Origin of the sequence: Alteromonas sp. DY56-G5, assembly GCF_041414725.1 — a bacterium.
GTDB classification, from domain to species: domain Bacteria; phylum Pseudomonadota; class Gammaproteobacteria; order Enterobacterales; family Alteromonadaceae; genus Alteromonas; species Alteromonas macleodii.
In genome coordinates this window covers 112,175-134,473 of the sequence record NZ_JANHZQ010000005.1, presented here as the reverse complement: position 1 = coordinate 134,473, position 22,299 = coordinate 112,175, and the positions used below count along the sequence as shown (strand labels likewise).

The window sequence follows — 22,299 nt, the reverse complement described above, 5'->3', positions numbered from 1 at the left end:
ATTAGTTTCTATACCACTGATCAAGTAATGACTGAGTGCGAAGACGTTGTTTTTCCCACGTGTCCGGTTGCACAACTGATGGGCGTATCAAGATCACCAGCTCGCGCTTACTTTGCGTTTTGGCTTTGTTTTTAAACGCATTACCAATGAATGGAATGTCACCCAACAAAGGCGTTTTTGATTCTTGCTCACTGGTAACGGTTTCCATCAAACCGCCAATCACGACAATTTCTCCATCGCGGGCACGAATTACCGTATCTGACTCTCGGATATTACTTTGTGCCAGTGGCAGCAAGATTTGTTGATCGCCCACCTGAATGACTTTAGTCTGCTCTGCCGTTTCCGTTACTGATGGGTGAACGTGCAATATAACCGAGCCGCTTCTGTCAATTTGAGGGGTAACATCTAAGGCAATACCTGAAAAAAACGGGGTAAGTTCGATGTCATTTTCGTTTTCGGTTTGTGTCGCGCTTTGATCTTCACTGGTCGACACATCGGTGACAAAGTACTCGTCTTGCCCGACTTTAATCACTGCTTTCTGGTTGTTAGTAACGGTGACTCTGGGATTACTCAACATCTGAACATCACCTTGGGTTTGCAGCAAATTGATAACGCCATCAAAATCGCCACGAGCAATCCGCAAAGACGATACACCGCCAATCGTGCTCGAAATAATATTACCGATACCGTTAACCGCATTAATGGGGGAATCAATCACATTGTCAAAGCCAATCACCTGCCCATTTGTATCTAATACGGGTTGTAGCGCATTTGCCGAATAATTACCGGCCACAGCTCCGCCACTGAAGCCAAAGTTCACACTGCCCGTCAAGCCGCTTGCAATACGATCCCAGCGCACGCCTTGCTGATAGCCGTCGTTTAGCGTGACTTCAATAATGCGCGCCTCTAATACCACCTGTCGCTGTAAGCTCTCTTGGCTTTGGTTTAAAAAGTCTTTCACCACTGCGATTTCGCTGGGCAATGCTCGAATGGTCACTAAGCCTGCTTGGGGTGAAACCACAACCTGGCGGCCTTCTGTTGGAGAGACCAGTACTTTTAGTGCCTCTTTTAAATCGCTCCAAAAGTCGTTTTCACTGGTAGTCTGAATGTTTGAGCCATTGAGTTGTTGGATGTTATTGCCGCCAAGTCCGCCTTGGCCTCCAAAACCACCCTGACCACCTAGCGCGTTCCCGCTAATGTTATTATTGCCGTTAATTCCACCGTTGTTGCCACCATTGTTTTGGTCTTGCTCACTTACCCCACCGGCAATAACGCTTACGTTAGATACACCGAAGCGCTTGATCATAAGAAAGTTAACCGGGATAGATTCCGTCTTTAGTTGAGAAGGCATAACCTGAATTACCTTCCCTTCTAAAAACACGTCTAACGGATACATTCTCGAAATAATGGTTAACACATCTTCTAACGCCACTTCTTTGAGCGTTAAACTAATTTGCCCTGACACAGCAGGATGAACGGCGACACTGTAGGGTGTGTCTTCAACTAACGCATCGAAAAACGGACGCACGTCTACATTGTTAGCAGAAACTGCAAACATTTTCTGTGATGTTGGCGCAGGTAACGCTTGATAACGGGCAACCTCTGCCAGCAGTTCTTGATTAAGCTGAGGGGGCGGTGTTGGTTTACTTGATGTCGTATTCTGAGAACGTGCTAGTTCATCGCGAATATGAGGTTTTACTTCCTCGCCAACACCATAAGATTGGCAACCTGCCACAACTAACGCTGCAGACAAAACCAATGTGTTAACAATGAGGCTATTTTTTAATTTCATATGCATACAATCTTAGTATTTTCTGCTGACGTCCGTCAGTGATAACCACGTTCTTGGGGTTAATTTTTGATACGGTGTATTCGTTAAGTGTGTCGCCCACGCGGTAAGATTTACCCGATATGATGGCGCTATAACCTGTACTGCGTTTAAAGATAGATTGAAGTGTTAGCTCTCCTGCTACAGCTTCATCATTGCTAGACACTGATGCACTGGCGATTGCAGGCCTAGTCGGGTCGACAGACGCAACTGCAGGTAAGCATGTTGCTATCGCTAAAGCTGTGACCACAATTCTTAACCGTTTCACACTCTCTCCTTACAGCGAGATAAAGGTTTCATTATTGCTTACCGTTGCTAACCCCAGTGCTAACGTGGCACTTGGGTAAGCTTCAACGTTGTAAGCAAAATCTGTTACTACGACTTTTTCAGGGGCGGCTTGAAGGCGCGCTAGGTAGCTTCGCAGGTCAAAGTAACTTCCCTCAATAATTAAGCGCATGTTATGACGGTAAAACGGTGTGCTTTGAGACTCACCGTCACCAAAGCGTACTGTTTCGGTAGGCTCGACCTTAAAATTCACTAAACGTACGTTGTCTTCTTCGTTTAGAAGCGTCATAAGCAGCTCGGGCATTCGATCGGCTGCGACAAACCCTTCATTAAGTGAAAGTAGTGCCTCATCAATTGATAGTAGGTCTTTTCTGGCCTTATCGAGTTCTAGCTGCGTGCGCTTTGTATAATCGATGGTTAGCGCTTCTTGAATGGCATCTCTTTGAATGACAAGTGCTTTGTGCTCGCTCTCCTTTCTGATGACTGCTTTATCGGTTGCAGACAAGTCATCAAGTGCAGGCGAAACACCGAACCAGAAGAATAGATAGATAATGAGACCAAAACTCACCCATGTAATTAGCTGTTTTTCTCTGCTTTCAAGAGCGGAGAATTTTTCAGAGAGCTGCTGGTACTGATTCATCAGCGTCTCCTTCAAAATCTGTGGATATCAAGAATTGTTTCACGTTTTCTTTGCCGTCTACTTCATCAAACTGCACTGAAGAAAATGACTTACCTTGGAAAAACGGAGACTGCTGCAACTTTTTAAGCCACACAGGTATAGATGAAGGCGCCAAGGTTTGGCCTGACAGGCGAATGGTTTGTGTATCGATATCAATACTCGTCAGCCATAGGTTCTGATTGTGGAAATTAGCCAAATCGTCCATAACCTCGCCGTACTTTGTTGCGTCAAATGACAACTCTCCGCTATCAAGATACGCTAACAGACGTCTTCGGTTTTCAATTTTGGCGTTCACCTTTTCAAGCTGTTGCTGAAGCGACTGGGTGTCTCGTTTCTTCTCGAGTGCAGCGCTTAAGGTTTTAATTTCGCTATTCAGTTGGCTAATCGCGTTTGTTTTTTCATTTAACTTTTTCTGCTTCGCCCCCAACGTAATATTGAGCGCGATTACCACCACCAACATGACACCTATTGCCGCGCCATTCAGCCAAAGTACCTTCGAGAATGGTAACCGCTCTTTCTTTGGTTTTAGGGAGTCCTGATAGAGGTTTATCGTTCTTTTCATGCCACCTCTCTTGCTGCAACAAGTGCACTTGCTAACGCAAAGTGGCAGGCAGGTTCAACTACATCGGCTAAATTAAGCTGTGAAGTAAAGACATTCATGGCAACGGGCTGAAACGGCTTCAGCCGTTCGATCACTGGCACACAGTCAAATTGAGTTTTAAACAGAATTTCTTTTAAAGGCGGCTGCTTAAGTTGCGACTCATAGAAATCCATTGAGCGTTGAATTTCTAATCCCAAAGTATCACTTAGCTGTGACAGGTCTGTCTGCTCATTAACTTTGCTTACAAATCCACGTAAGCGACGTGCCAACCAAATAGCCTGAGAGCGCACTATCATTAAAAACGGTTCACTGTTGGGCTCTTGGATGATGAGTAGTCGCGCATAGTCATCATTTGGCACCATTTCAGTTGCTAACACTTCTTTGGTGTGGATATGTGTAAGCTGCTTGTCTTTCTTTTTTGCCATGCTCGCTGCGACGGCAGCAAGTGAGGACCTTTCGGCAGCGAATACATTTATCTTTTGGCCGCCACTCCGACTTTTAACCGGGTAGTCGACATAGTCTAAAACCATGTTGCTGGAGTCATAGGGAACCAGCTCTCCGAGAGTCCACGGTAACGCTGTTGTAATATCCTCTTCTGCCATTTCTGGCTTATCAACCTGTACCATGTGGTACATATGCTGTGAAAGCACTATAGAAACATTACAGGTCGACTTAGCAAACGGGCTTAACGCCGCCGATAGCTGTTGCTTGAGAGGCTGATGCTGATCATAGGGAATTGAAGAAACAGAATTAAGTGAAACAGCGTCGCCACTGCGCTCTATAGCCACAATGTGTAGCTCAGAAGCACAGACCGATACGCCTACAGTGACGCTAGTTTTTTTACTTTTCGAAGAAAATAAGCGTGAAAGCATATATCTACTTAATTCGTTAATGCCGAGTATTATCTTATAATCAACAATACCTTATGGCGCCAATAAGTTACATGGCATTAACTCAAAAGTAGACTAATTATCTAAATAGAACAAATACCTATATAAGCATAGGCCTATATTGTGCACCCTCGTTTATGTGGCCAGTTTAATCGCTTAAATTTGTTACTGTTCCGTTTGCAGGAAAATAGTCGAAATACGCGCCGCTACTTAAGCTGAAGCGGCACCAATAGTTGTCTTCGTTCTCTTCAAGTTCAGCATAGTAGTCTGCATGGATCTTAAAGCCGTCCACGCGCAGTGGTGTCGCCATTAGCGACGTCCATATTTTTTCACACCCTTCACTAGAAAGCTCTGCGGTCGGCCATCCGTTGTGATTCATTCGCACCGGAGTACGATTCGTTTCTTTGCCCGACTCGTTGTAGTGAATCAGCATTATCATAGTGGTGGGTTGGCGGACTCGCCATTGCCAGTGAGACGAGACGACGTGACGCTTAAACGTATCTAGATTTAGTGCAAATGCGATGATTGTGGTGTCTTGCTCGTCGGTATGAAGAAAGTTGATAGTGACGCCAAAGGTAATTGCAAAAATAGCTGCAATAGCCGCTTTAAAAACATTAGACGTGGAAGGTTTCTTTTTGTTGGTTTTATTCATTGTCGATTCCCCATGCCTTTGTTCAAGTCGTTAGCGCTTGTTAGGCATTGTTCTATTTTATCGACATTTTGAAGAAAAAATGAAGTAGGTATAAATAAACCTTAAGAATTTCTGGTTAAAAACGAAGGCTCAGCATTATGGCAACGGCTTGTGCAATATCGTAATTCCCCAAAAATCACCGTCTTTTTGCTTTAATTGCCAGCCATTTTTTATGAGTAATTTTCGGGTGTAATAGTTAGTCATACCATGCCCGAATAGCACTATCCGCTCGTGTTTCTCACACAGTTTTTCAATACGCTCGGAAACAAGATTAACCCTTTGCTTGGCAGCTTTGAAACTTTCAAATCGACCTTTAAATCCTATAAACCATAATGCACGGCTTAAGACTACCCAGTGCCAACTGCGCAAGGTGAACGGAAGTTTGTAATAAGGAATATCCATTTCTTTAAGGTGGGGCAACTCTTCATCAATTTGAGTCGCGCCGTAATAAGCCGCAGACAATTTAGCCCTTAGTAACGGGCTAACCACAATGTAGCTGTCGTCGATATGGGTCTTCTGCTTTGGGTGACTTGTTGGATCGAGTATCGATTTATCATAGTTACGCACCCACTGAGCATATTGAGCTGAGTTTACTTTGTCATTATGCGCCGAGAGAGGCTTACCGTGTCTAATAAGTACGACTTCCTTGACGGAAGTATTGTTTATCACGTCCATGTTCATTTTAAGTCGTCTACTTTATCCTGTTGGGCTAGCTAATCAATGGCGATTGAGCCACCTTATCGCTTTTCAAGCAAAGATGGCTCCTTCTAATGCGTACCTTTTCACGGGTTAGGCGCTTGCCAATACAGCAACCACAGACTCATCCGATTGAACTGCGCCAGAAACTTTCATTGAGATATAAGAAGACAGCGCTTCCTGTTGGGCTTTGTCCAAGCGTAATCCATGTTTTGTTCTGCGCCAAATCACGTCTTCTAGACAACAAGCCCACTCGCACTCTATAAGGTAATCAACTTCTGCCTGATACATACCAGCCCCGAAATGAATCCCCATAGCATCTACTGACGCTTTACCTTTAAGAAACTTATAACATAGTAAGCCATACTGTCTTGCGTAGCGTTCAGCGATAGCGTTGTCCAGCCAAAAAAACTCGGAAGTTAGTTGAGCAACTAGCGATTCTTGACTTTCAAATGCACCACCTGGTAGCGGTACTTCTTTGGTCCACGCTTTTTTCGCTTTCGGGAAACATGAGACAAGTTTATCTACCGCGTGCTCTGAAAGCTTTCGATAGGTTGTAATCTTGCCGCCGAAGATATTCAGTAATACGGGCTTTCCAGCTTCACCCTTTAATTCAACTTTGTAGTCGCGGGTGAGCTCTTGCGCAGACGCATTTTTCTCTTCTAAGAGTGGGCGCACGCCACTGTAAGTATGGACTATATCTTCGCGTGTTATCTTGGACTTGAAGTAGTTGTTTACGACTTCAATTAGGTAATCAGTCTCTTCGTTTGAAATTGCAGCGTCAGACGGATTACCTTTAAAGTCTTCGTCTGTTGTGCCCACAAGTGAGAAATCACCTTCGTAAGGGATCACGAATACAATACGCCCGTCTTTATTTTGCAGAATGTACGCTTCATCAGAGTTATATAGCTTGGGAACGACAAAGTGGCTTCCCTTTACCATGCGCATCGCATTGGGGTTGTGAATATTTACCAAGCGATCTAGAAACGATACTGCCCACGGTCCAGCCGCATTAACAATTGATTTGGCCTTGACTGTAAACGTTTTCCCTTGAGACGTTTTAAGCTCCACATTCCACAAATTATCTAACTTTTCAGCTTTAACGCATTCAGTACGCGTATATATCTTCGCCCCCTGATCTTGGGCAGCTAGTGCATTTAGTACCACTAAGCGTGCGTCATCTACCCAACCATCTGAGTATTCAAAACACGTTGAAATATCGCTAACCAGCGGGCTTTCACTGGTGGTCGTTAGCTTACGTGAGCGCGGCAACATATTGCGCTTAGCCAGCGAGTCATAGAGGAATAAACCAATTCGTATCATCCACGCAGGGCGTAAATGCTTTTGGTGAGGCAAACGAAAACGTAGCGGCCACATGATGTGAGGCGCTTTCTTCAACAACACTTCACGTTCTGCCAGCGCTTCCTTCACTAAGCGAAATTCATAATGTTCTAAATACCTAAGCCCACCATGAATCAATTTGCTGCTAGAAGAAGACGTTGCGCCTGCGAGGTCACCTTTCTCGCACAAAGCAACCGAAAGCCCGCGTCCCGCAGCGTCAAGCGCGACGCCTACGCCGTTAACACCGCCGCCAACGACTAAAACGTCGACTGTCTGTTCAGTTTGATTGCTTTGATTCATACATTGCCTCTAGTGGTATTTATATGGATATCCTCATATGGTTGTCTATTTGACAAGCAAAAAGAAAACATGTCAACACAAAACGAACATTTACGAACATTAAAGAAAGTTAAAATTCGTAATTAAAAGGAATGAACAAATCCAATCGCAACAATATTTGACTGATTTACATTGAAAAATACGTGGTGTGTAAGAGCGTTTGCGGCAACAGTGCGTAATATTTAAAGAAGACTGCCACAAAGTAGAATGCGACCAAAACAGAGAACAGGTTTAAGAGTAGTGGAAAACTATGGTAAATAGATGGTCACGCTTTGACAAAGGTGATGTTATTTTGTTCGATTATCTTGCTTATGCTGGGCGGCGGCGTTTTATCACAAACCAAGCAATCAACCTGTGAAATGTGCCCCTGCTCCACCATTGCGCGGCGTTCAAACTTACTGTAGTCCGCAGCTAATATAACGTGTTGAGTATGTTCCAAAATGGCTTGGGACACTTTCACTTCTCTGAAATCAAAGTCAAGTAGTGCACCGTCCGAACTAATACCACTGATACCGATAATGCCGTAATCCATGCGGAACTGGCTTATAAAATCGCAGGTTGCCTCGCCAATGATTCCGCCATCGCGATAGCGAACTTCACCGGCAGCAATAATGACGGAGAAATCCTCTTTAGCCGAAAGAATGGTAGCAACGTGAATATTGTTGGTTACCACGTGAAGATTTTTGTGGTTGAGCAACTTAGTTGCAATCATTTCCGTCGTCGTACCGATATTAATGAACAACGATGCGCCGTCAGGGATCATTGCAGCCACTGCTTCAGCAATTTTCTCTTTGACTTCGCTGTTTTGGGTTTTCCTTTCCTGATATGGCGTGTTTTCCCAACTTCTGTTAAGGCCAGCACCACCATGATAGCGGCTCACCACACCATTTTCAGCAAGCTGGTTTAGGTCTCGACGGATTGTTTGCGGCGTAACTTCGCATGCACTGACCAAATCATCAATGGACATAAAACCATGTAGCTTTATAAGCCCAACAATTTTTTCGTGTCTTTGCGTTTGATTCATCGCGAGTCCCCAGAATTAGAAAATTACACCAATTATACGTGCTTAACTTCAATGTTCCCATAACAAAACGAAACGCCAATGTTCGTTTTCGAAAATATAGCATTGTTAATCCTGTGTAAATGATGCAAACTCTATGAAAACTATCTTCAGGAGTGACCTTATGGGACAACATATCCTTGCCATTGACCAAGGTACAACAAGCTCTCGCAGCATCATTTTTTCTCCAAAGGGCAGTATAGACGCTATTGCACAGCAGGAGTTCTCTCAAAAATATCCGAAAGATGGCTGGGTTGAGCATGATCCAGAGGAAATTTGGGAAAGCGTTGTCTCTACCCTCAAAGAAGTTTTCAAGAAATGTTCATTAACACCATCAGATATCGCAGCCGTTGGTATCACTAACCAGCGCGAAACAACGTTAGTGTGGAATAAAAACACTGGCGAGCCTGTCTACCCGGCAATCGTTTGGCAAGACAGACGCACAGCCCAGCTTTGTCGTGATTTAAGCGAAGACGAAGAACTCGTTTCACACATTACTGAATCGACAGGGCTTCTATTAGACCCTTATTTCTCTGCCACTAAAGTAGCTTGGATATTAGACAATGTACAAGGTGCAAGACAGCAAGCCGAGGACGGAGAGCTGCTGTTTGGAACCGTAGACACGTTCCTTATATGGCGCTTAACGGGTGGTGAGTCACACAAAACTGATGCCACCAATGCCTCGCGTACAATGCTGTTCGACATCAATAACCAATGCTGGGATGAGAAGTTACTTGATAAATTCAATATCCCACGCTCAATGCTACCCGAGGTGATGGACTGTGCGGCTGACTTTGGTGTAACGAAAGAAGACATCATAGGCAGAGCTATTCCGATCCAAGGCGTAGCAGGCGACCAGCAAGCAGCATTAGTAGGCCAAGCATGCTTTGAAAAAGGCATGGCCAAAAGCACTTACGGTACCGGCTGTTTTATGATATTGAACACTGGTGACGCCCCTTTGCAATCGAAAAACCGATTACTCACCACCGTTGGGTATCGTTTAAACGGCAAAACGACTTATGCGCTTGAAGGCAGTATTTTTATGGCCGGCGCAACCGTTCAATGGCTCAGAGATGGCCTGAAGCTTATCGACGATGCCGCCGAATCGGAGGCACTTGCACAGCGAGCAAGACAAGATAACGGCGTGTTCCTTGTCCCGGCATTTACTGGTTTAGGCGCACCTTATTGGGATCCAGATGCCCGTGGCGCAATTTTAGGTTTAACCCGCGACACAGGCATTAGCGAAATCGTTGCTGCGGGACTTCAGTCTGTTTGCTACCAGACTAAGGACCTGCAAAAAGCAATGGAAAGCGATGGCGCTCGCCCCACAACTATTCGTGTAGATGGCGGTATGTCGCGTAATGATTGGGTTATGGGCTTTCTTTCAGACATATTGGGCGCTGAAGTAGAGCGCCCTGAGATTACGGAAACCACCGCTCTTGGTGCTGCCTTCTTAGCAGGATTACAGGCTGGTGTCTTCAATTCAATCGACGATTTAACCCATTGTTGGAAGAGTGATAGCGTTTTCACTCCAAGATTGACCAAGCAAGAACGTGATCAAGCCTATGATGGTTGGAAAGCCGCCGTCGACCGTATCCGCTGCAGCTAATTTTCCTTTATTTTTCTGATTGTTAATAAAGTGCGGCTATAGACCGCACTTTTTTTATACAAAAAAATTTTTTATAACATTGTAATTACATTGTCATTTTGTGCTAGTATTGGATCCAAGGTAAACGTTTCACCTTTTACCTTAAATCAGAAACGCTATATTTTTCATAAAGTTACAAATAATAATCACGAAAATATAACGTTAAATGTGTAAAAGTATTGTTAATAAGCTTGATCCGCACATACTAAAAACGTAATTTAAGTGCAAAGTACGTTAAAACGTAGCCTACTCACGGAGAAAACACAGTGACACATAAAATTAACACATCACAGTTAGGCCCTATCGCGAAACGCTCACTTTTAGGTGTTGCTATCGCCTCTGCCCTACATGCCCCTATTTCACTGGCACAGGAAGCAACTACTGCTACTGATAAAGAAGTGGAAGTTATCGAAGTTAAAGGTTTTACCAGCTCTCTGAAAGCATCAATGCTAGATAAGAAAGCATCTGATGTTGTTTACGACGGTATTACGGCTGAAGACCTAGGTAAATTTCCAGACCAAAACGTAGCTGAATCACTACAAAGAATTACTGGTGTTGCCATTGATCGTTCAGGTGGTGAAGGTCAATTTATTACTGTGCGTGGTTTCGGCCCAGATTTTAACACCGTACTTGTTAACGGACGCCAGATTGCTACAGAAAACCAAGGTCGTGCTTTTAGTTTCGATACGCTTCCAGCTGAACTTATTAGCGGTGCAAAAGTTTACAAGAGCCCTCTCGCTTCTATGCAAGAAGGTGGTATCGGTTCAACCGTAGAAATCACAACTGCTCGCCCATTCGCATTTGACGGCTTCAAGGCCGTTGCAAGTGTAAAAGGCATGTACGAAGACATTTCTGAAGAAACAACGCCACAAATGTCGGGCTTAATTACCAATACCTTTATGGATGGTAAACTAGGTGTGTTAGCTGCTGCATCGTTCCAACAGCGTAAGCTACAAACAAACATGCTAGAAACGCGCTACTGGCGTCCTGAAGTAAGCCTAACCAATCGTTCTGAGCTAGATAACCCTGATTACGCTGACAATGCCCAGTTCAACGGTGTGTACATTCCGCAGAACTTTGACCAAATCGTTGATTTAGTCGATCGTGAAAGAACATCTGGTAACCTTGTTGTTCAGTATGCTCCTAACGATGACATGACGCTTACTTTAGATGGTCTTTACTCTAAATTTGAAGTTGACTCAGACGCACACAGTGTTGGCCACTGGTTCTCTGATAGCAACCTCGACAACATGTCTTTCACTGACAACGGTAGCCTATCAGGTGTAACAAGCACCGTTGTAGACGGTGTTGGTGGTGCGACTGACTTTATTCGCCGCCGCTACGGCCGAGATGTTGAAATCCAGGCTTTCGGTGCAAACTTTGAGTGGTTAGTAAACGACAACTTAACTGCAAACATTGATATCTCAACTTCAACTGCCGAAGACAGCAGTGGCGGTGACAACTTCTTCACTGTTGTGGGTTATAACAATGAATACAGTGTAGATTTCACAGGTGCTACTCCATCATTGACTGTTGCCGGTGGTGATGCCGCTTTACAAACACCTTCACTAGGTCGTATGCACTACAATGAGCGCAACGGTTTTGACACGGAAGATACCATCAGTGAGTACCGTGCAGACTTCTCTTGGGTACCTGATTCAGACAATGCGTTCTACAAAGCAGATTTCGGTATCTATTTCCAAGATCGTGAAAAATCTAATACTCGCTTGTTCGCTTCTGGTTGTGACATTTATTGCGGCTACACATTCGATCTTCCTGACGAGCTTCTAAGTGTATTTACTGCACAAAACTACTTCGGCGGTGTGCCTAATCAGTGGCTAACTTATGACCCTGAAGCGTTCTTTGACTACGCAACATCTGATGCAGCAGTACAGCAAATTGCAGACGCTACAGGTGAATCGTTTGACGACGTTCGCGCAGCGATTGATGCAACAAATATCGGCAACCCACAGCCAAGCAATGACTCATTCGTAGTGAGCGAAGAAGTATTAAGTGCGTACGCACAATTCTACTTCACTACTGAAATCTCAGAGATGCCACTTGATGTGAATTTTGGCTTCCGCTACAGCGAAACTGACACTTCAGTAGACGGGACAAGTCAGATTGTAAGAGATCTTCAGCCAATCCCTAACGATCCGTCAGACCTTAATGTAGTTTATGAAACAGAAGTAGGTGCGCCGGTTAACGAGAAAAACAGCTACTCTTCGCTGCTTCCTAACTTAAATGTTAAGCTACAGTTAACTGACGATTTATACCTACGTTATGCGTTTTCTGAAACGCTAACGCGTCCAATGATGGATGACTTAGTGCCTGTATTTAATGTTACTGTGAGCCGTCCGGGTAACTTGCAAGCACAAGCGGGTAACACTGAACTTAAGCCATATAAAGCCACCAGCTGGGATGTATCTTTAGAATGGTACTACGACGATACTAGCTACTTCTCAGCTGCAGCCTTTAACAAAGAAGTGGAAGACTTCATTGCAGGTGATGTTGCTGATGAGTCTCTTTTCTTAGAAAGTGGCGAGTATGTATTTAGCGTTCTGCGCCCTCGTAACGGCGATACGCTTGAAGTTGAAGGTTTAGAGCTTGCTTGGTTGCACACGCTTGAAAGCGGCTTCGGTATCCAAGCTAATGCTACTATCGTTAACTCAGATGCAGAATTTAGCCTACCAGGTTTAGGAAACTCACAAAACATTACATTGTTCTACGAAAAAGATGCGTTCCAAGCGCGTGTTGCACTGAACAATCGTGAAACCTTTATGCAAGAAGCGGTAAGTACTCTTGGTGGTACCGAGCCTCGTTTCACTGAGACTTACACCCAAGTTGATATGAGTGTAAGTTACGATGTAACTGAGTCTCTTACGGTATTCTTCGAAGGCATTAACATTACTGACGAAGAGCTAACGCGTCGCGGTCGCTTATCAGAACATTTCGTTCAACAAGTTGCTGACGGTGCTCGTTACGCTGTTGGTGTTCGTGCTAGCTTCTAATAACAACTAGTCTATCAAGGGGGCGCTGTTGCCCCCTTTTGTCTTTATTCTGCTGAGGAGTTTTTCGTGTCAGGCAGCTTAACCCAACTTGTCGTTTTTATTTTCATCACCGCACTTATCGGGCTTCTTACCTATTTAAAGTGTCGCGGTCATGGGCATAGTAAAGCCAACGAAAACAAAGAATATTTCTTAGCTGGCGGCGGACTAACATGGATATACGTCGCGGGCTCAATAACGTTAACTAATTTAAGTACCGATCAACTTGTAGGGATGAACGGTAACCAAATGGCACTGCTTGCGTGGTGGGAATTTGCCGCAGTGGCGGGCCTTATCATTCTCGCGCGAGTTTTTCTTCCCGTCTATTATCATTATCAGTGCACCACAACCACCGAATTGCTGGAAATGCGCTATAACAACAAGCATATAAGAGCACTAATAGGTCTTCTTTTCTTCCTAGGTAGCAGCCTTATTTTCATGCCTGCCGTAATCTACACCGGCTCGCTTTTCATGATTAACATGTTCAATGTAGACATTCCACTTATGTATGTTGCCACCGCTTTTGCATTGATTGGTGCCTTCTACGCTATCTTTGGTGGGCTTCGCGCGGTTGCAGTTTCAGATACCTATTCTGGCGTATTGCTTTTGACTATGGCGATTGTTGTTGTCGTTCTTGCACTATTCGCAATCGATTTTGATTTCTCGGGCATACCTGCCGAACGCTTAACCCTAATTGGCGATAATGATTCACCTCTACCATGGCACACGTTATTAACCGGTATGGTGTTTATCCAGACTTTCTACTGGAGTACGAATCAGGTAATCACCCAGCGCGCCATGGCTGCACCTAATTTAAAGGAAGCACAGAAAGGCGTATACGCTGCAGCGATCATCCGCTTTATCGTTGTTCCTACCATTATCGTAGTTCCAGGTATCATTTCGTATAAGCTGTACGGCGATATCAACGATGCCGCTTACGGTACGTTGGTAGGTGATGTTTTACCTAGCTGGCTATCAGGTGTATTTGCAGCGGCCCTCGCTGCCGCAGTACTCACTACTTACAACAGTAACCTCAACTCTGCGACTGCACTTTATGTTTGCGATATACACGAGGCGTATTTTCAGAAGAAGCCAAACGTTGCACGCTTAAGCGGCTTTGTGACCGCGGCGCTTACTATTGTATCGCTAGTTATGGTTCCTGTGTACGCGCAAGCAGAAAGCATCATCAACTTGCTTCAACAACTTTTCGGGTTGTTAAGTATGCCTATTCTTTCCATCTTTATTGTTGGATTACTATTTAATAACGTAAACGCCAACGCGGGAATAGCGGCAGTTGTCTTTGGTGTGGGTCTATACGCTTTCTTTAGCTTTGTGCACGCTCCTTTCGGCCTGCACTACATTCACCTGATGTTGGTCACATTGGTTTGCTGTATTGCCCTCGCCCTTGTCTTAAATCGGGTTGTATTTAAGCAAAAGGCAGAATGGCGTGGTCGTTTGATAGAGAGCGAAGAAGCACACGGCTAATAAGGTCAGCCATATATTGGCTGGTTCAGATAACTAGGATTACTACGGTTGTGGCGGAGCAAAAGTACGGTTTGTTGCGTACTTTTGTTCCGCCACACGCTGTGAAGTAGATGAAAGCAGGGAGAAGACTCTGTAAGCGTGATTGAAACAGATTTAATCACTCGACGACCGTGCAAGAAAGCAGGTATTAAGCTCGATAAACCGTTGTAAAATCATAAAACCGTACGGATGTTCCTTCTGTACTTTTCAGTCATCTTTTCTTTTAACAACATGCGCTATAAACATCTAGGCATGTAAAATGAGGTTTTTATGTCGTCACTCACATCATTCGTTCGTTTGTCGAACGAGAAAGCCACATTAATATTCGACTGCCAGGGTCGTATGCCCAAAGTCATTTACTATGGTGCGCCATTAAGTGACAGTACAACACCAGAAATGCTGAGCGTTTTAAACACCCGTCAAGAAGCCAAATGCGCACCCGTAATTGAACCGCCGATTACGTTGGTACCGACTCACGGTGACGGCTGGACGGGTCAGCCAGGTCTTGAAGTGTCGGGCGATGCCGACCAGTGGTCAGCAGGCTTTAGCCTGACCGAAATAAATGAAGATGCACAGTCTGTTGCTTTCGTAAGCGAAGACGCTCGCCGCGGTATGCGTCTTATCACAACTGTTGAGCTCGATAACAAAACGAGCGTAGTAAAATACGTTTCTCGTCTCGAAAACAGTGGCGAAACACCGCTCAATTTAGGCTATTTGAATGCCGCTAGCCTGCCCTTGCCTACTTCCGTAAGCAAAATTAAAACATTTGAAGGCCGCTGGTCAGCAGAGTTTCAAACCAAAGATCACGACCTCTTCTTTGGAAGTTATGTACGTGAAAATCGCCGAGGCAAAACATCTCACGACACCTTCCCTGGCCTGATTGCATTTCCTCAAGGCACGGGTGAACTTAACGGTGAGTGCTATGGTTATCACCTTGGCGCTTCTGCAAACCACAAGCTTCGCGCTGAGCTAATGGCTGATGGCAGAAGCTATGTGCAGTTTGGTGAGTTATTATTTCCAGGTGAAGTGGTACTTAACGCTGGCGAAAGCTATACATCCCCCGTGCTTTACACAGGCTATGGCTGTGAAGGTTTCTCTTCGCTATCACAACAGTTCCATAACTTCATTCGCAGCAACGTGCTAAACCACAGTGCTGAATCGAAGCCTCGCCCGGTGCACTACAACACCTGGGAAGGTATTTATTTCGATCATAACGAAGATGAACTTAAAGCCTTAGCCGATAAAGTTGCACCACTGGGCATTGAGCGCTTTGTGTTAGATGATGGTTGGTTTAAAGGGCGCAGAAACGACAAGGCTGGGCTTGGCGACTGGTTTGTTGATGAAGCTATCTACCCTGAAGGACTAGACGGGCTCATTGACCATGTTACTGGCCTTGGCATGGAATTCGGTATTTGGTTTGAGCCAGAGATGGTAAACCCCGACAGTGACCTGTACCGCGCACATCCTGAGTGGGCGCTGCAAACCGAGGATAACCCCCACGTCCCTTTCAGAAATCAGTACGTATTGGATTTAACCAACCCCGAAGTGGTTGAGTACCTTTACAAAGTGATTACTGATGTACTGAAGGCGTACCCCAAAATCAGCTACATCAAATGGGACATGAACCGCGACGTAAACCACCCCGGCAACCTTCACGGTAAACCTGCGATGCATGGTCAAATGGCTGCGCTTTACAGCTTAATAGACCGCGTCAAGGCAGCTAAGCCAGGCATTGAGATAGAAAGCTGTTGTTCAGGCGGCGGCCGTGTAGATTTAGGTATTTTGCCACACACAGATCGTTTCTGGACGTCGGATTCTAACGACGCACTAGACCGTTTGTATATTCAGCGTGGTTGTTCTTATTTCTTCCCGGCTGAAGTAATGGGCGCACACGTTGGCCCGCGCGACTGCCATATAACGGGTAGACACTTACCTATTGAGATACGTTCGGCAGTAGCCTTGTTTGGCCATATGGGTATAGAGATGGACCCACGTGAACTTACTGACCACGAGCAAAGCGTGCTTACTGATGCTATTTCACTTTACAAAAAGTATCGTCATATCACCCACGGCGGCGATCTATTCCGCATGGACGATGACGGCATGAACGTAAAATTTGGTTATGTATCTAAAGACAAGCAAGAAGGTATTTTTGCATATAACAGCGTTTTGGAAACTGTTCGCACTACGCCAAACCGCTTCTACTTTGCAGGTCTTGATGCTAATAAACAATACACCATTGAGCGTGTATGGCCTGAAAAGCTAAAAGAATACACCCCGTCTATTTTGCAACAAACTGATGGCCAAGTATTCTCAGGTGAAGTATTGATGAAATACGGCATGCAGCTGCCGGTATTGTTCCCGCAAACTGCACTAATTTATACCGTTAAAGCGGTATAGAGCTGAAGACTCGACTCGAAAGCTAGAAGCTAAAGCGAGCTAAGCGGTGTTACGCCGCTGCTCGCTTTTTTGTGGTGCTTACTTGCTTTGCATCTCCAAGCCTAACGCCCAGCGATCGTCAAACCCTTTCCAAGGCTCTGGCTTTTTGCCATCTACGGGTACTTGGGCACTACTGCCACTCACGTTCAGGTATTCACAATCATCTTTTAAACCTTTCACATGGCAGTTCATAAGCGCAAGCGCAAAATGCTCGTTAATGGCATTAAGCTTTTGCACTTCCCATGCTGGCTCAATGTAACTTCCCAAATCAAATTCACTGCCATAAGCTTCTTTAGGTGCAGGGTGAGGTGCAACATTGTGGCGTGCATTCTTGATGGTTAGTAACTTAGATTCTTTACTGCCGGTATTATCGAATAACCACTTTATACCGTCGTAGCCAGAAATATCGTCGTTATCCCCAGCAACATAAAGAACAGGAACTTTAATATTGTTTAGCGATTGCACATCAAATAGCTGATGTTGCCCGCCCCATGGCGCAAGTGCTAGCGCCGCTTTCCAGGCTGGTAATGCTTCTTCGCTACTGGCCTTGCCACCTGCGCAGGTGTTAAGCGCTTCTTTAATTAACGCCGCCGTTTTAGGATCTTGTGTACCAGTGAAGGTTGCGGCGGTTTGGTCGTTAAAAGCATAGCATCCTCCTACCGTGCTAACTGCGCCGTAGCCCCCCATTGAATAGCCAATCACTCCCGCTTTGCTTGCATCCACACTCTCTTTAAAAAAGGTATTTTCGCTGATGCTGTTCAATGTAAGAACTTGGTCTCGTGAACGATTTAATAACGTACTTGGAAAACCTGAATACGGATTTTCTGCAAAATTAACATCTTTGTTTGTGGAATCTGTGTGGTCGATTGCCGCTACTACATAACCGTGAGACGCGAGGTGTTCGCCTAAATAAAACATAAGGGTGCGGTAACCGGTATAACCATGAGAGATAACTATTACCGGAAAATCAGTGTCAGCAGCGGCTATAGGCGCATCACGGCTTGCATCAGCTTGTACCTCAAACACCTGACCACTTCTTGTTTCATTAATGTACGTGGCCTTTTGAGCCGAGCTTGCTGCAGGATACCAAACCTCCAAAGTAAGTGATCGCTCGACTTCATTACCAGCAATGTCTTTTACTTTAACAGGATAAGCCGCTTCGATTGTCTTTACGCCAACATCATAGTTACCTTTGTCACTTAACGATGGCATTACGTCGGCTGGAAACGGCTTATAAAGCGTTTGAGCAGCTGATACCGAAGGAGATATGGCCGCGGTCGCTGAAGCCAGAACAGCACCGCCAAAAAGTAGGGATAACGTTTTCATAATTTGGGTAATTTTCTCGTTATTAACAGGCAAATTTATAATACCTCGTCACGGGTATCGCACAAGCCAAACACTATTATTATTGGTGATTAGGAAGAATAAGGGCTGGTAATAAAACAGGGCGGTTTAAGCACGAGTTGTCATGAAAGAAAAGGTAAAACGTGAAACCTTGAAAGCCTTTAGTTTGAAAGGTATTGCTTCCACCTTTCATCAAAAAGCGGTTTAAGAAATAAAGGGTATCCATCTGCCACAAAGTTAACATCTCTTAAGGTTTGGCTTTTCATAGGCGTGGATGTAATGTGAGTTAGCGCGCTGTCTAGATCACTCGTTACCGCTTGTCCTAGCTCACTCTTAGAACACAGTAAGCGCTTTGTTCCTCTTAGCTGCTGTGACAGTTCACTGATTTGATAAACATTAAGCACATCGAGTTCTTCTTCTGGTAATGCTGAAAGCTCGCGGTGCCCTACATAGCCAAAGTCTATTCTTCCACTTTCCAGTAGGGCTATGGTGTGCATGCCTAAGTCTTTGCCTAACCCATTTAAACGAACCACATTGTTTTTTGTAGCCCATTGCTCAACAGTATCGGCGTATACGTTATTCACATCGTTGTAGAGTACCGTTCTCAAATTTTGCTGAAGCAGAGCGCGTAAAGAAATGGACTCAAAATATCCCTGCGTTGGCTGAGACTGCGCGGTATCTAATTCATTTTTCAATGAAGGCTGAAGCGCTTTTCTTGCAACAATGAGTAGCGGTAAGTTTATAGAGGTTGGCTGGGAGTAATATCCCCACTCAGCGCGTTCTTCTTGGTAAGCGGCGCCATAAAAACAATACACTTTTTGTGCGGATTGTTGATGCTGTACCAACGACCATGCGCGTTTAACCGGATAAGCTTCAAATTGGTGTTCATAGTTATGCAGGTGTGTAGAGAGGTACGCCATGACATCATAGATGGGCCCTGAAGTGATACTGACACCACTGCCTTCAATTCCAAGCTCGGGTGGTCGCAACCATACTACTGTAGGCTTTTTGGAGGCGCAGCTTTCCCCTTCACATTCGCCGTCTGTTTGCGCAAACAGCACGCTGCTTTTAAGACACAACAAAACAAAAGCCACCAAGGTTACTACTACTGACACTGCAAAAACCCAACCTTTTACACGTAATTCTTAAAGCTCACTCATCGCGTTTATGGGAAAACAACAATGGGAATATGATGAAATTATTTTAAGGTAATCGGGGGAAGAATGGCGGGCACCAATCTCATAATTGGGCGAACTTAGCTTAAAAAAAGAGCCGCTATTAAAGCGGCTCTTAGAATATTTTCAACACGTGAACTGTTTTTGCTTAGAACGGAATGTCATCGTCGAAGTCAAAATCTGGCTCAGCCATTGGTGGGTTCTTTGGCTGACCTTGATTGCCACCCTGAGGCGCTTGATTGTAGCCACCACCTTGGTTTGAGTTGTAGCCGCCCTGCTGACCACCACCTTGCTGTGGCGCTTGGTTATAACCGCCTTGTGCAGGCGCCTGGTTGTAACCACCTTGGTTGTTCTGAGGACGTTGGTAACCACCGTTACCGCCACCGCCTTCACCGCCGCGACCGCCAAGCATTTGCATTTGGTCTACGATAATTTCAGTGGTGTATTTATCTTGGCCTTGCTGATCTTGCCACTTACGCGTCTGCAATTTACCTTCAACATAAATTTGCGAGCCCTTTTTCAGGTACTCTCCGGCAATTTCTGCTAAGCGACGGTACATTGTAAGGCGGTGCCACTCAGTGCGCTCTTGAACCTGACCCTGTTGGTCTTTCCAGCTTTCGCTAGTTGCTAGGCTTAAGTTCGCAACGGCGTTTCCGTTAGGCATGTATCTAACTTCAGGATCATTGCCAAGGTTTCCAACAAGAATAACCTTATTAACGCCTTTCGTTGCCATTGATGTCTCCTGTAACGTTTTTAGTGGCTTGCTGTATAACTCTTCTTAGTAAGACATCAGCAAGCGCGAAAGTTCATCGAATATTAGCCGGTTAGTATACCGTATTTTATGAGGGAAAATTGAAGTTTTTCACCACAGGTTTACGTTACTAACTGCAACACGTTCTAGAACTTAACAAAATTTATTGTCAGCGTCTTCTGAACTTTCGCGTTGTTTTTAGCTAATTTTAGCAAGGGCGTTGCGATTAAAAACGCCCTTCCTTGTCTGCTACCACCACGTAATGTAAAACGCTGCTGTAAGGATAACTACAGCGATAGATGCTACATTAAATCCGCTTGTGGTTTTGAACTGCACTTCGTTTAGGTCGACAGCGTTTTCACTGACACCTTTTTTCTCTAGCAAAGAGACAACCACAGCTAAAGCGACACAAAGCAGGAACACAAGACCAACACGGTCAATAAACGGCAGTTCAGGCCAGAATTGTCTAAATACAATGCTTAAAACAAATGAGCCTAATGCGGCCAACAGACCACCGTTTGCTGTGGTTTTCTTCCAGAACATACCTAAAACGAACAATGCGCAGATACCTGGTGTAAAGAAGCCCGTGAATTCCTGGATATACTGGAATGCTTGATCGAAATTACCCAACAGCGGCTTGGCCACCACCATAGCAATGATTAGCGCGACCAAGCTAACGATACGACCCACTTTCACATAATGCTGCTGCGACTCGTTTGGACGCTTATCTTTATAAAGGTCCATGGTAAAAATAGTAGAAACGCTATTTGTCATCGACGCTAGCGAGGACACAATCGCCGCCACCAAGGCTGCGAAGATAATACCTTTAAGGCCAACAGGCATCAGCGTCATTAGGCTTGGGTATGCTTGGTCCGGTTTAGCTAAGTCTGGCACAATTAGCACTGCTGCAATCCCTGGCAATACCACAATTAGCGGCATTAGCAGTTTTAGGAAAGCCGCAAACGCAATACCTTTTTGCGCTTCTTGAACGCTCTTTGCCGCCAACGTGCGCTGAATGATGTACTGGTTAAAGCCCCAATACGATAGGTTCATGATCCACATACCGCCAATCAATACAGAAATGCCCGGCAAGTCCATATAGTGCGGGTTGTCTTCTGACAATATCATGTCGAATTTCTCAGGGAGCTTGTTAGTAAGGTCAACAAAACCTTGGATGGCACCATTGCCGTCGCTGATTAGGTTTAACGCCGTATACGACAGGAACAAGCCACCAATAACCAACAACACGACTTGAATAATGTCGGTGAGTGCTACCGCTTTCAAGCCGCCGTAAAGTGAATAGGTTAACGAGAAAAGGCCTAAGAACATCATGCCGTAAACCATATCAACACCCGCGATGGTATTGATGGCCAATGCACCTAACCACAGCACAGCAGTTAGGTTTACAAAAACATAAACACCTAGCCAGAATATTGCCATTACCTTGCGAACGCGATGATCATATCGCTGCTCAAGAAATTGAGGCATGGTGTAAATTTTATGCTTAAGAAAGATAGGTAAGAAGAACTTGCCGACAATAAGCAGCGTAATGGCGGCCATCCACTCATAAGACGCAATGGCAAGCCCCAACTGGTAACCTGACCCCGACATGCCGATGATTTGTTCGGCAGAGATATTGGCAGCGATGAGTGATGCGCCAATTGCCCACCATGGCAAGCTTGAGCCCGCTAGAAAGTAATCATTTGTATCTTTTTGATGACCCTGCTTTTCGCGAGAAACCCACCACGCAATTCCGACAAGCGCGACGACGTATACCACGAACAACGTGATATCTATTGATGCTAATTTCATAGTTTTTCCCAAAGTTCTTATTTTGGGTGCGGCGATTGTTATGCAGGGTACACAGGTGAAAAATTGTTTTTATTATTATATTGGTTGTTGCCACACCAGTGTCACGTTATTAAAACGCGTTTCGCAAAGCACAATAAATCATAAATGGG

The 22,299-nt window shown here is 44.9% G+C and carries 17 protein-coding genes; 4 read left to right on the top strand and 13 right to left on the bottom strand.

The features are described from left to right. Position 1: 1 nt before the first annotated feature. The 9 genes from mshL to NO989_RS03940 all read right to left on the bottom strand — a co-directional run bounded on the left by mshL (position 2) and on the right by NO989_RS03940 (position 8,374). Entirely contained in the window at positions 2 to 1,792 is a 1,791-nt protein-coding gene (mshL, locus tag NO989_RS03980; RefSeq protein ID WP_371342059.1) for a pilus (MSHA type) biogenesis protein MshL, read from the bottom strand. Further along, positions 1,776 to 2,096 carry an agglutinin biogenesis protein MshK gene (locus tag NO989_RS03975; RefSeq protein ID WP_371342058.1) on the bottom strand — a complete coding sequence of 107 codons (321 nt, stop codon included), beginning with the start codon at positions 2,094 to 2,096 and terminating at the stop codon, positions 1,776 to 1,778. Before NO989_RS03975 ends, mshL begins: the two co-directional genes overlap by 17 nt. A gap of 9 nt (positions 2,097 to 2,105) precedes the next feature. Further along, positions 2,106 to 2,753 carry an agglutinin biogenesis protein MshJ gene (locus tag NO989_RS03970; RefSeq protein WP_014947894.1) on the bottom strand — a complete coding sequence of 216 codons (648 nt, stop codon included), beginning with the start codon at positions 2,751 to 2,753 and terminating at the stop codon, positions 2,106 to 2,108. Further along, on the bottom strand, positions 2,728 to 3,354 hold the full coding sequence (locus NO989_RS03965) for a PilN domain-containing protein (RefSeq protein ID WP_061439056.1): 627 nt from the start codon (positions 3,352 to 3,354) through the stop codon (positions 2,728 to 2,730). The genes NO989_RS03970 and NO989_RS03965 overlap by 26 nt, the downstream gene beginning before the upstream one ends. Then, entirely contained in the window at positions 3,351 to 4,265 is a 915-nt protein-coding gene (locus NO989_RS03960) for an agglutinin biogenesis protein MshI (protein ID WP_156085765.1), read from the bottom strand. The genes NO989_RS03965 and NO989_RS03960 overlap by 4 nt, the downstream gene beginning before the upstream one ends. 166 nt (positions 4,266 to 4,431) lie before the next feature. After that, positions 4,432 to 4,935 (bottom strand): hypothetical protein, encoded by a 504-nt coding sequence (locus NO989_RS03955; RefSeq protein WP_061439053.1) that lies wholly within the window; start codon positions 4,933 to 4,935, stop codon positions 4,432 to 4,434. 135 nt (positions 4,936 to 5,070) lie between these two features. Next, entirely contained in the window at positions 5,071 to 5,655 is a 585-nt protein-coding gene (locus NO989_RS03950; protein WP_168462950.1) for a phosphoglycerate mutase family protein, read from the bottom strand. A gap of 108 nt (positions 5,656 to 5,763) precedes the next feature. Next, positions 5,764 to 7,311, bottom strand: coding sequence for a glycerol-3-phosphate dehydrogenase (glpD, locus tag NO989_RS03945; protein ID WP_371342057.1), 1,548 nt, complete (start codon positions 7,309 to 7,311; stop codon positions 5,764 to 5,766). Between the two features lie 304 nt (positions 7,312 to 7,615). Next, entirely contained in the window at positions 7,616 to 8,374 is a 759-nt protein-coding gene (locus tag NO989_RS03940) for a DeoR/GlpR family transcriptional regulator (RefSeq protein WP_156085761.1), read from the bottom strand. Positions 8,375 to 8,534: 160 nt separating this feature from the next. On the opposite strand from NO989_RS03940, the gene glpK reads away from it, so the two are divergent. The 4 genes from glpK (at position 8,535) to NO989_RS03920 (ending at position 17,029) form a co-directional block, all read left to right on the top strand. Continuing rightward, the gene (gene glpK / locus NO989_RS03935) at positions 8,535 to 10,019 is read left to right on the top strand and encodes a glycerol kinase GlpK (RefSeq protein WP_156085760.1); all 1,485 of its coding nucleotides are present in this window, start codon (positions 8,535 to 8,537) and stop codon (positions 10,017 to 10,019) included. 305 nt (positions 10,020 to 10,324) lie between these two features. Continuing rightward, complete coding sequence (locus NO989_RS03930; RefSeq protein WP_014947886.1) at positions 10,325 to 13,069, top strand: TonB-dependent receptor; 2,745 nt, start codon at positions 10,325 to 10,327, stop codon at positions 13,067 to 13,069. Between the two features lie 66 nt (positions 13,070 to 13,135). Further along, complete coding sequence (locus NO989_RS03925; RefSeq protein WP_039217377.1) at positions 13,136 to 14,590, top strand: SLC5 family protein; 1,455 nt, start codon at positions 13,136 to 13,138, stop codon at positions 14,588 to 14,590. A gap of 309 nt (positions 14,591 to 14,899) precedes the next feature. Beyond that, positions 14,900 to 17,029, top strand: coding sequence for an alpha-galactosidase (locus NO989_RS03920; RefSeq protein WP_014947884.1), 2,130 nt, complete (start codon positions 14,900 to 14,902; stop codon positions 17,027 to 17,029). Positions 17,030 to 17,107: 78 nt separating this feature from the next. Here NO989_RS03920 and NO989_RS03915 read toward each other — a convergent pair whose 3' ends face one another. The 4 genes from NO989_RS03915 to NO989_RS03900 all read right to left on the bottom strand — a co-directional run bounded on the left by NO989_RS03915 (position 17,108) and on the right by NO989_RS03900 (position 22,150). Then, on the bottom strand, positions 17,108 to 18,394 hold the full coding sequence (locus NO989_RS03915; protein ID WP_371342056.1) for an alpha/beta hydrolase family protein: 1,287 nt from the start codon (positions 18,392 to 18,394) through the stop codon (positions 17,108 to 17,110). Positions 18,395 to 18,573: 179 nt separating this feature from the next. Next, positions 18,574 to 19,527: a hypothetical protein gene (locus NO989_RS03910; protein WP_371342055.1), complete on the bottom strand. Its 954-nt coding sequence runs from the start codon at positions 19,525 to 19,527 to the stop codon at positions 18,574 to 18,576. 208 nt (positions 19,528 to 19,735) lie between these two features. Then, on the bottom strand, positions 19,736 to 20,320 hold the full coding sequence (locus NO989_RS03905) for a single-stranded DNA-binding protein (RefSeq protein ID WP_014947881.1): 585 nt from the start codon (positions 20,318 to 20,320) through the stop codon (positions 19,736 to 19,738). A gap of 267 nt (positions 20,321 to 20,587) precedes the next feature. Next, positions 20,588 to 22,150 carry a sodium/sugar symporter gene (locus NO989_RS03900; protein WP_014975374.1) on the bottom strand — a complete coding sequence of 521 codons (1,563 nt, stop codon included), beginning with the start codon at positions 22,148 to 22,150 and terminating at the stop codon, positions 20,588 to 20,590. Positions 22,151 to 22,299: the final 149 nt, after the last annotated feature.

Coding starts and splice junctions, on each gene's coding strand:
- mshL (WP_371342059.1), bottom strand. CDS start 1,792: ATGAAATTAAAAAATAGCCTCATTGTTAACACATTGGTTTTGTCTGCA.
- NO989_RS03970 (WP_014947894.1), bottom strand. CDS start 2,753: ATGAATCAGTACCAGCAGCTCTCTGAAAAATTCTCCGCTCTTGAAAGC.
- NO989_RS03965 (WP_061439056.1), bottom strand. CDS start 3,354: ATGAAAAGAACGATAAACCTCTATCAGGACTCCCTAAAACCAAAGAAA.
- NO989_RS03960 (WP_156085765.1), bottom strand. CDS start 4,265: ATGCTTTCACGCTTATTTTCTTCGAAAAGTAAAAAAACTAGCGTCACT.
- NO989_RS03955 (WP_061439053.1), bottom strand. CDS start 4,935: ATGAATAAAACCAACAAAAAGAAACCTTCCACGTCTAATGTTTTTAAA.
- NO989_RS03950 (WP_168462950.1), bottom strand. CDS start 5,655: ATGAACATGGACGTGATAAACAATACTTCCGTCAAGGAAGTCGTACTT.
- glpD (WP_371342057.1), bottom strand. CDS start 7,311: ATGAATCAAAGCAATCAAACTGAACAGACAGTCGACGTTTTAGTCGTT.
- NO989_RS03940 (WP_156085761.1), bottom strand. CDS start 8,374: ATGAATCAAACGCAAAGACACGAAAAAATTGTTGGGCTTATAAAGCTA.
- glpK (WP_156085760.1), top strand. CDS start 8,535: ATGGGACAACATATCCTTGCCATTGACCAAGGTACAACAAGCTCTCGC.
- NO989_RS03920 (WP_014947884.1), top strand. CDS start 14,900: ATGTCGTCACTCACATCATTCGTTCGTTTGTCGAACGAGAAAGCCACA.
- NO989_RS03915 (WP_371342056.1), bottom strand. CDS start 18,394: ATGAAAACGTTATCCCTACTTTTTGGCGGTGCTGTTCTGGCTTCAGCG.
- NO989_RS03905 (WP_014947881.1), bottom strand. CDS start 20,320: ATGGCAACGAAAGGCGTTAATAAGGTTATTCTTGTTGGAAACCTTGGC.
- NO989_RS03900 (WP_014975374.1), bottom strand. CDS start 22,150: ATGAAATTAGCATCAATAGATATCACGTTGTTCGTGGTATACGTCGTC.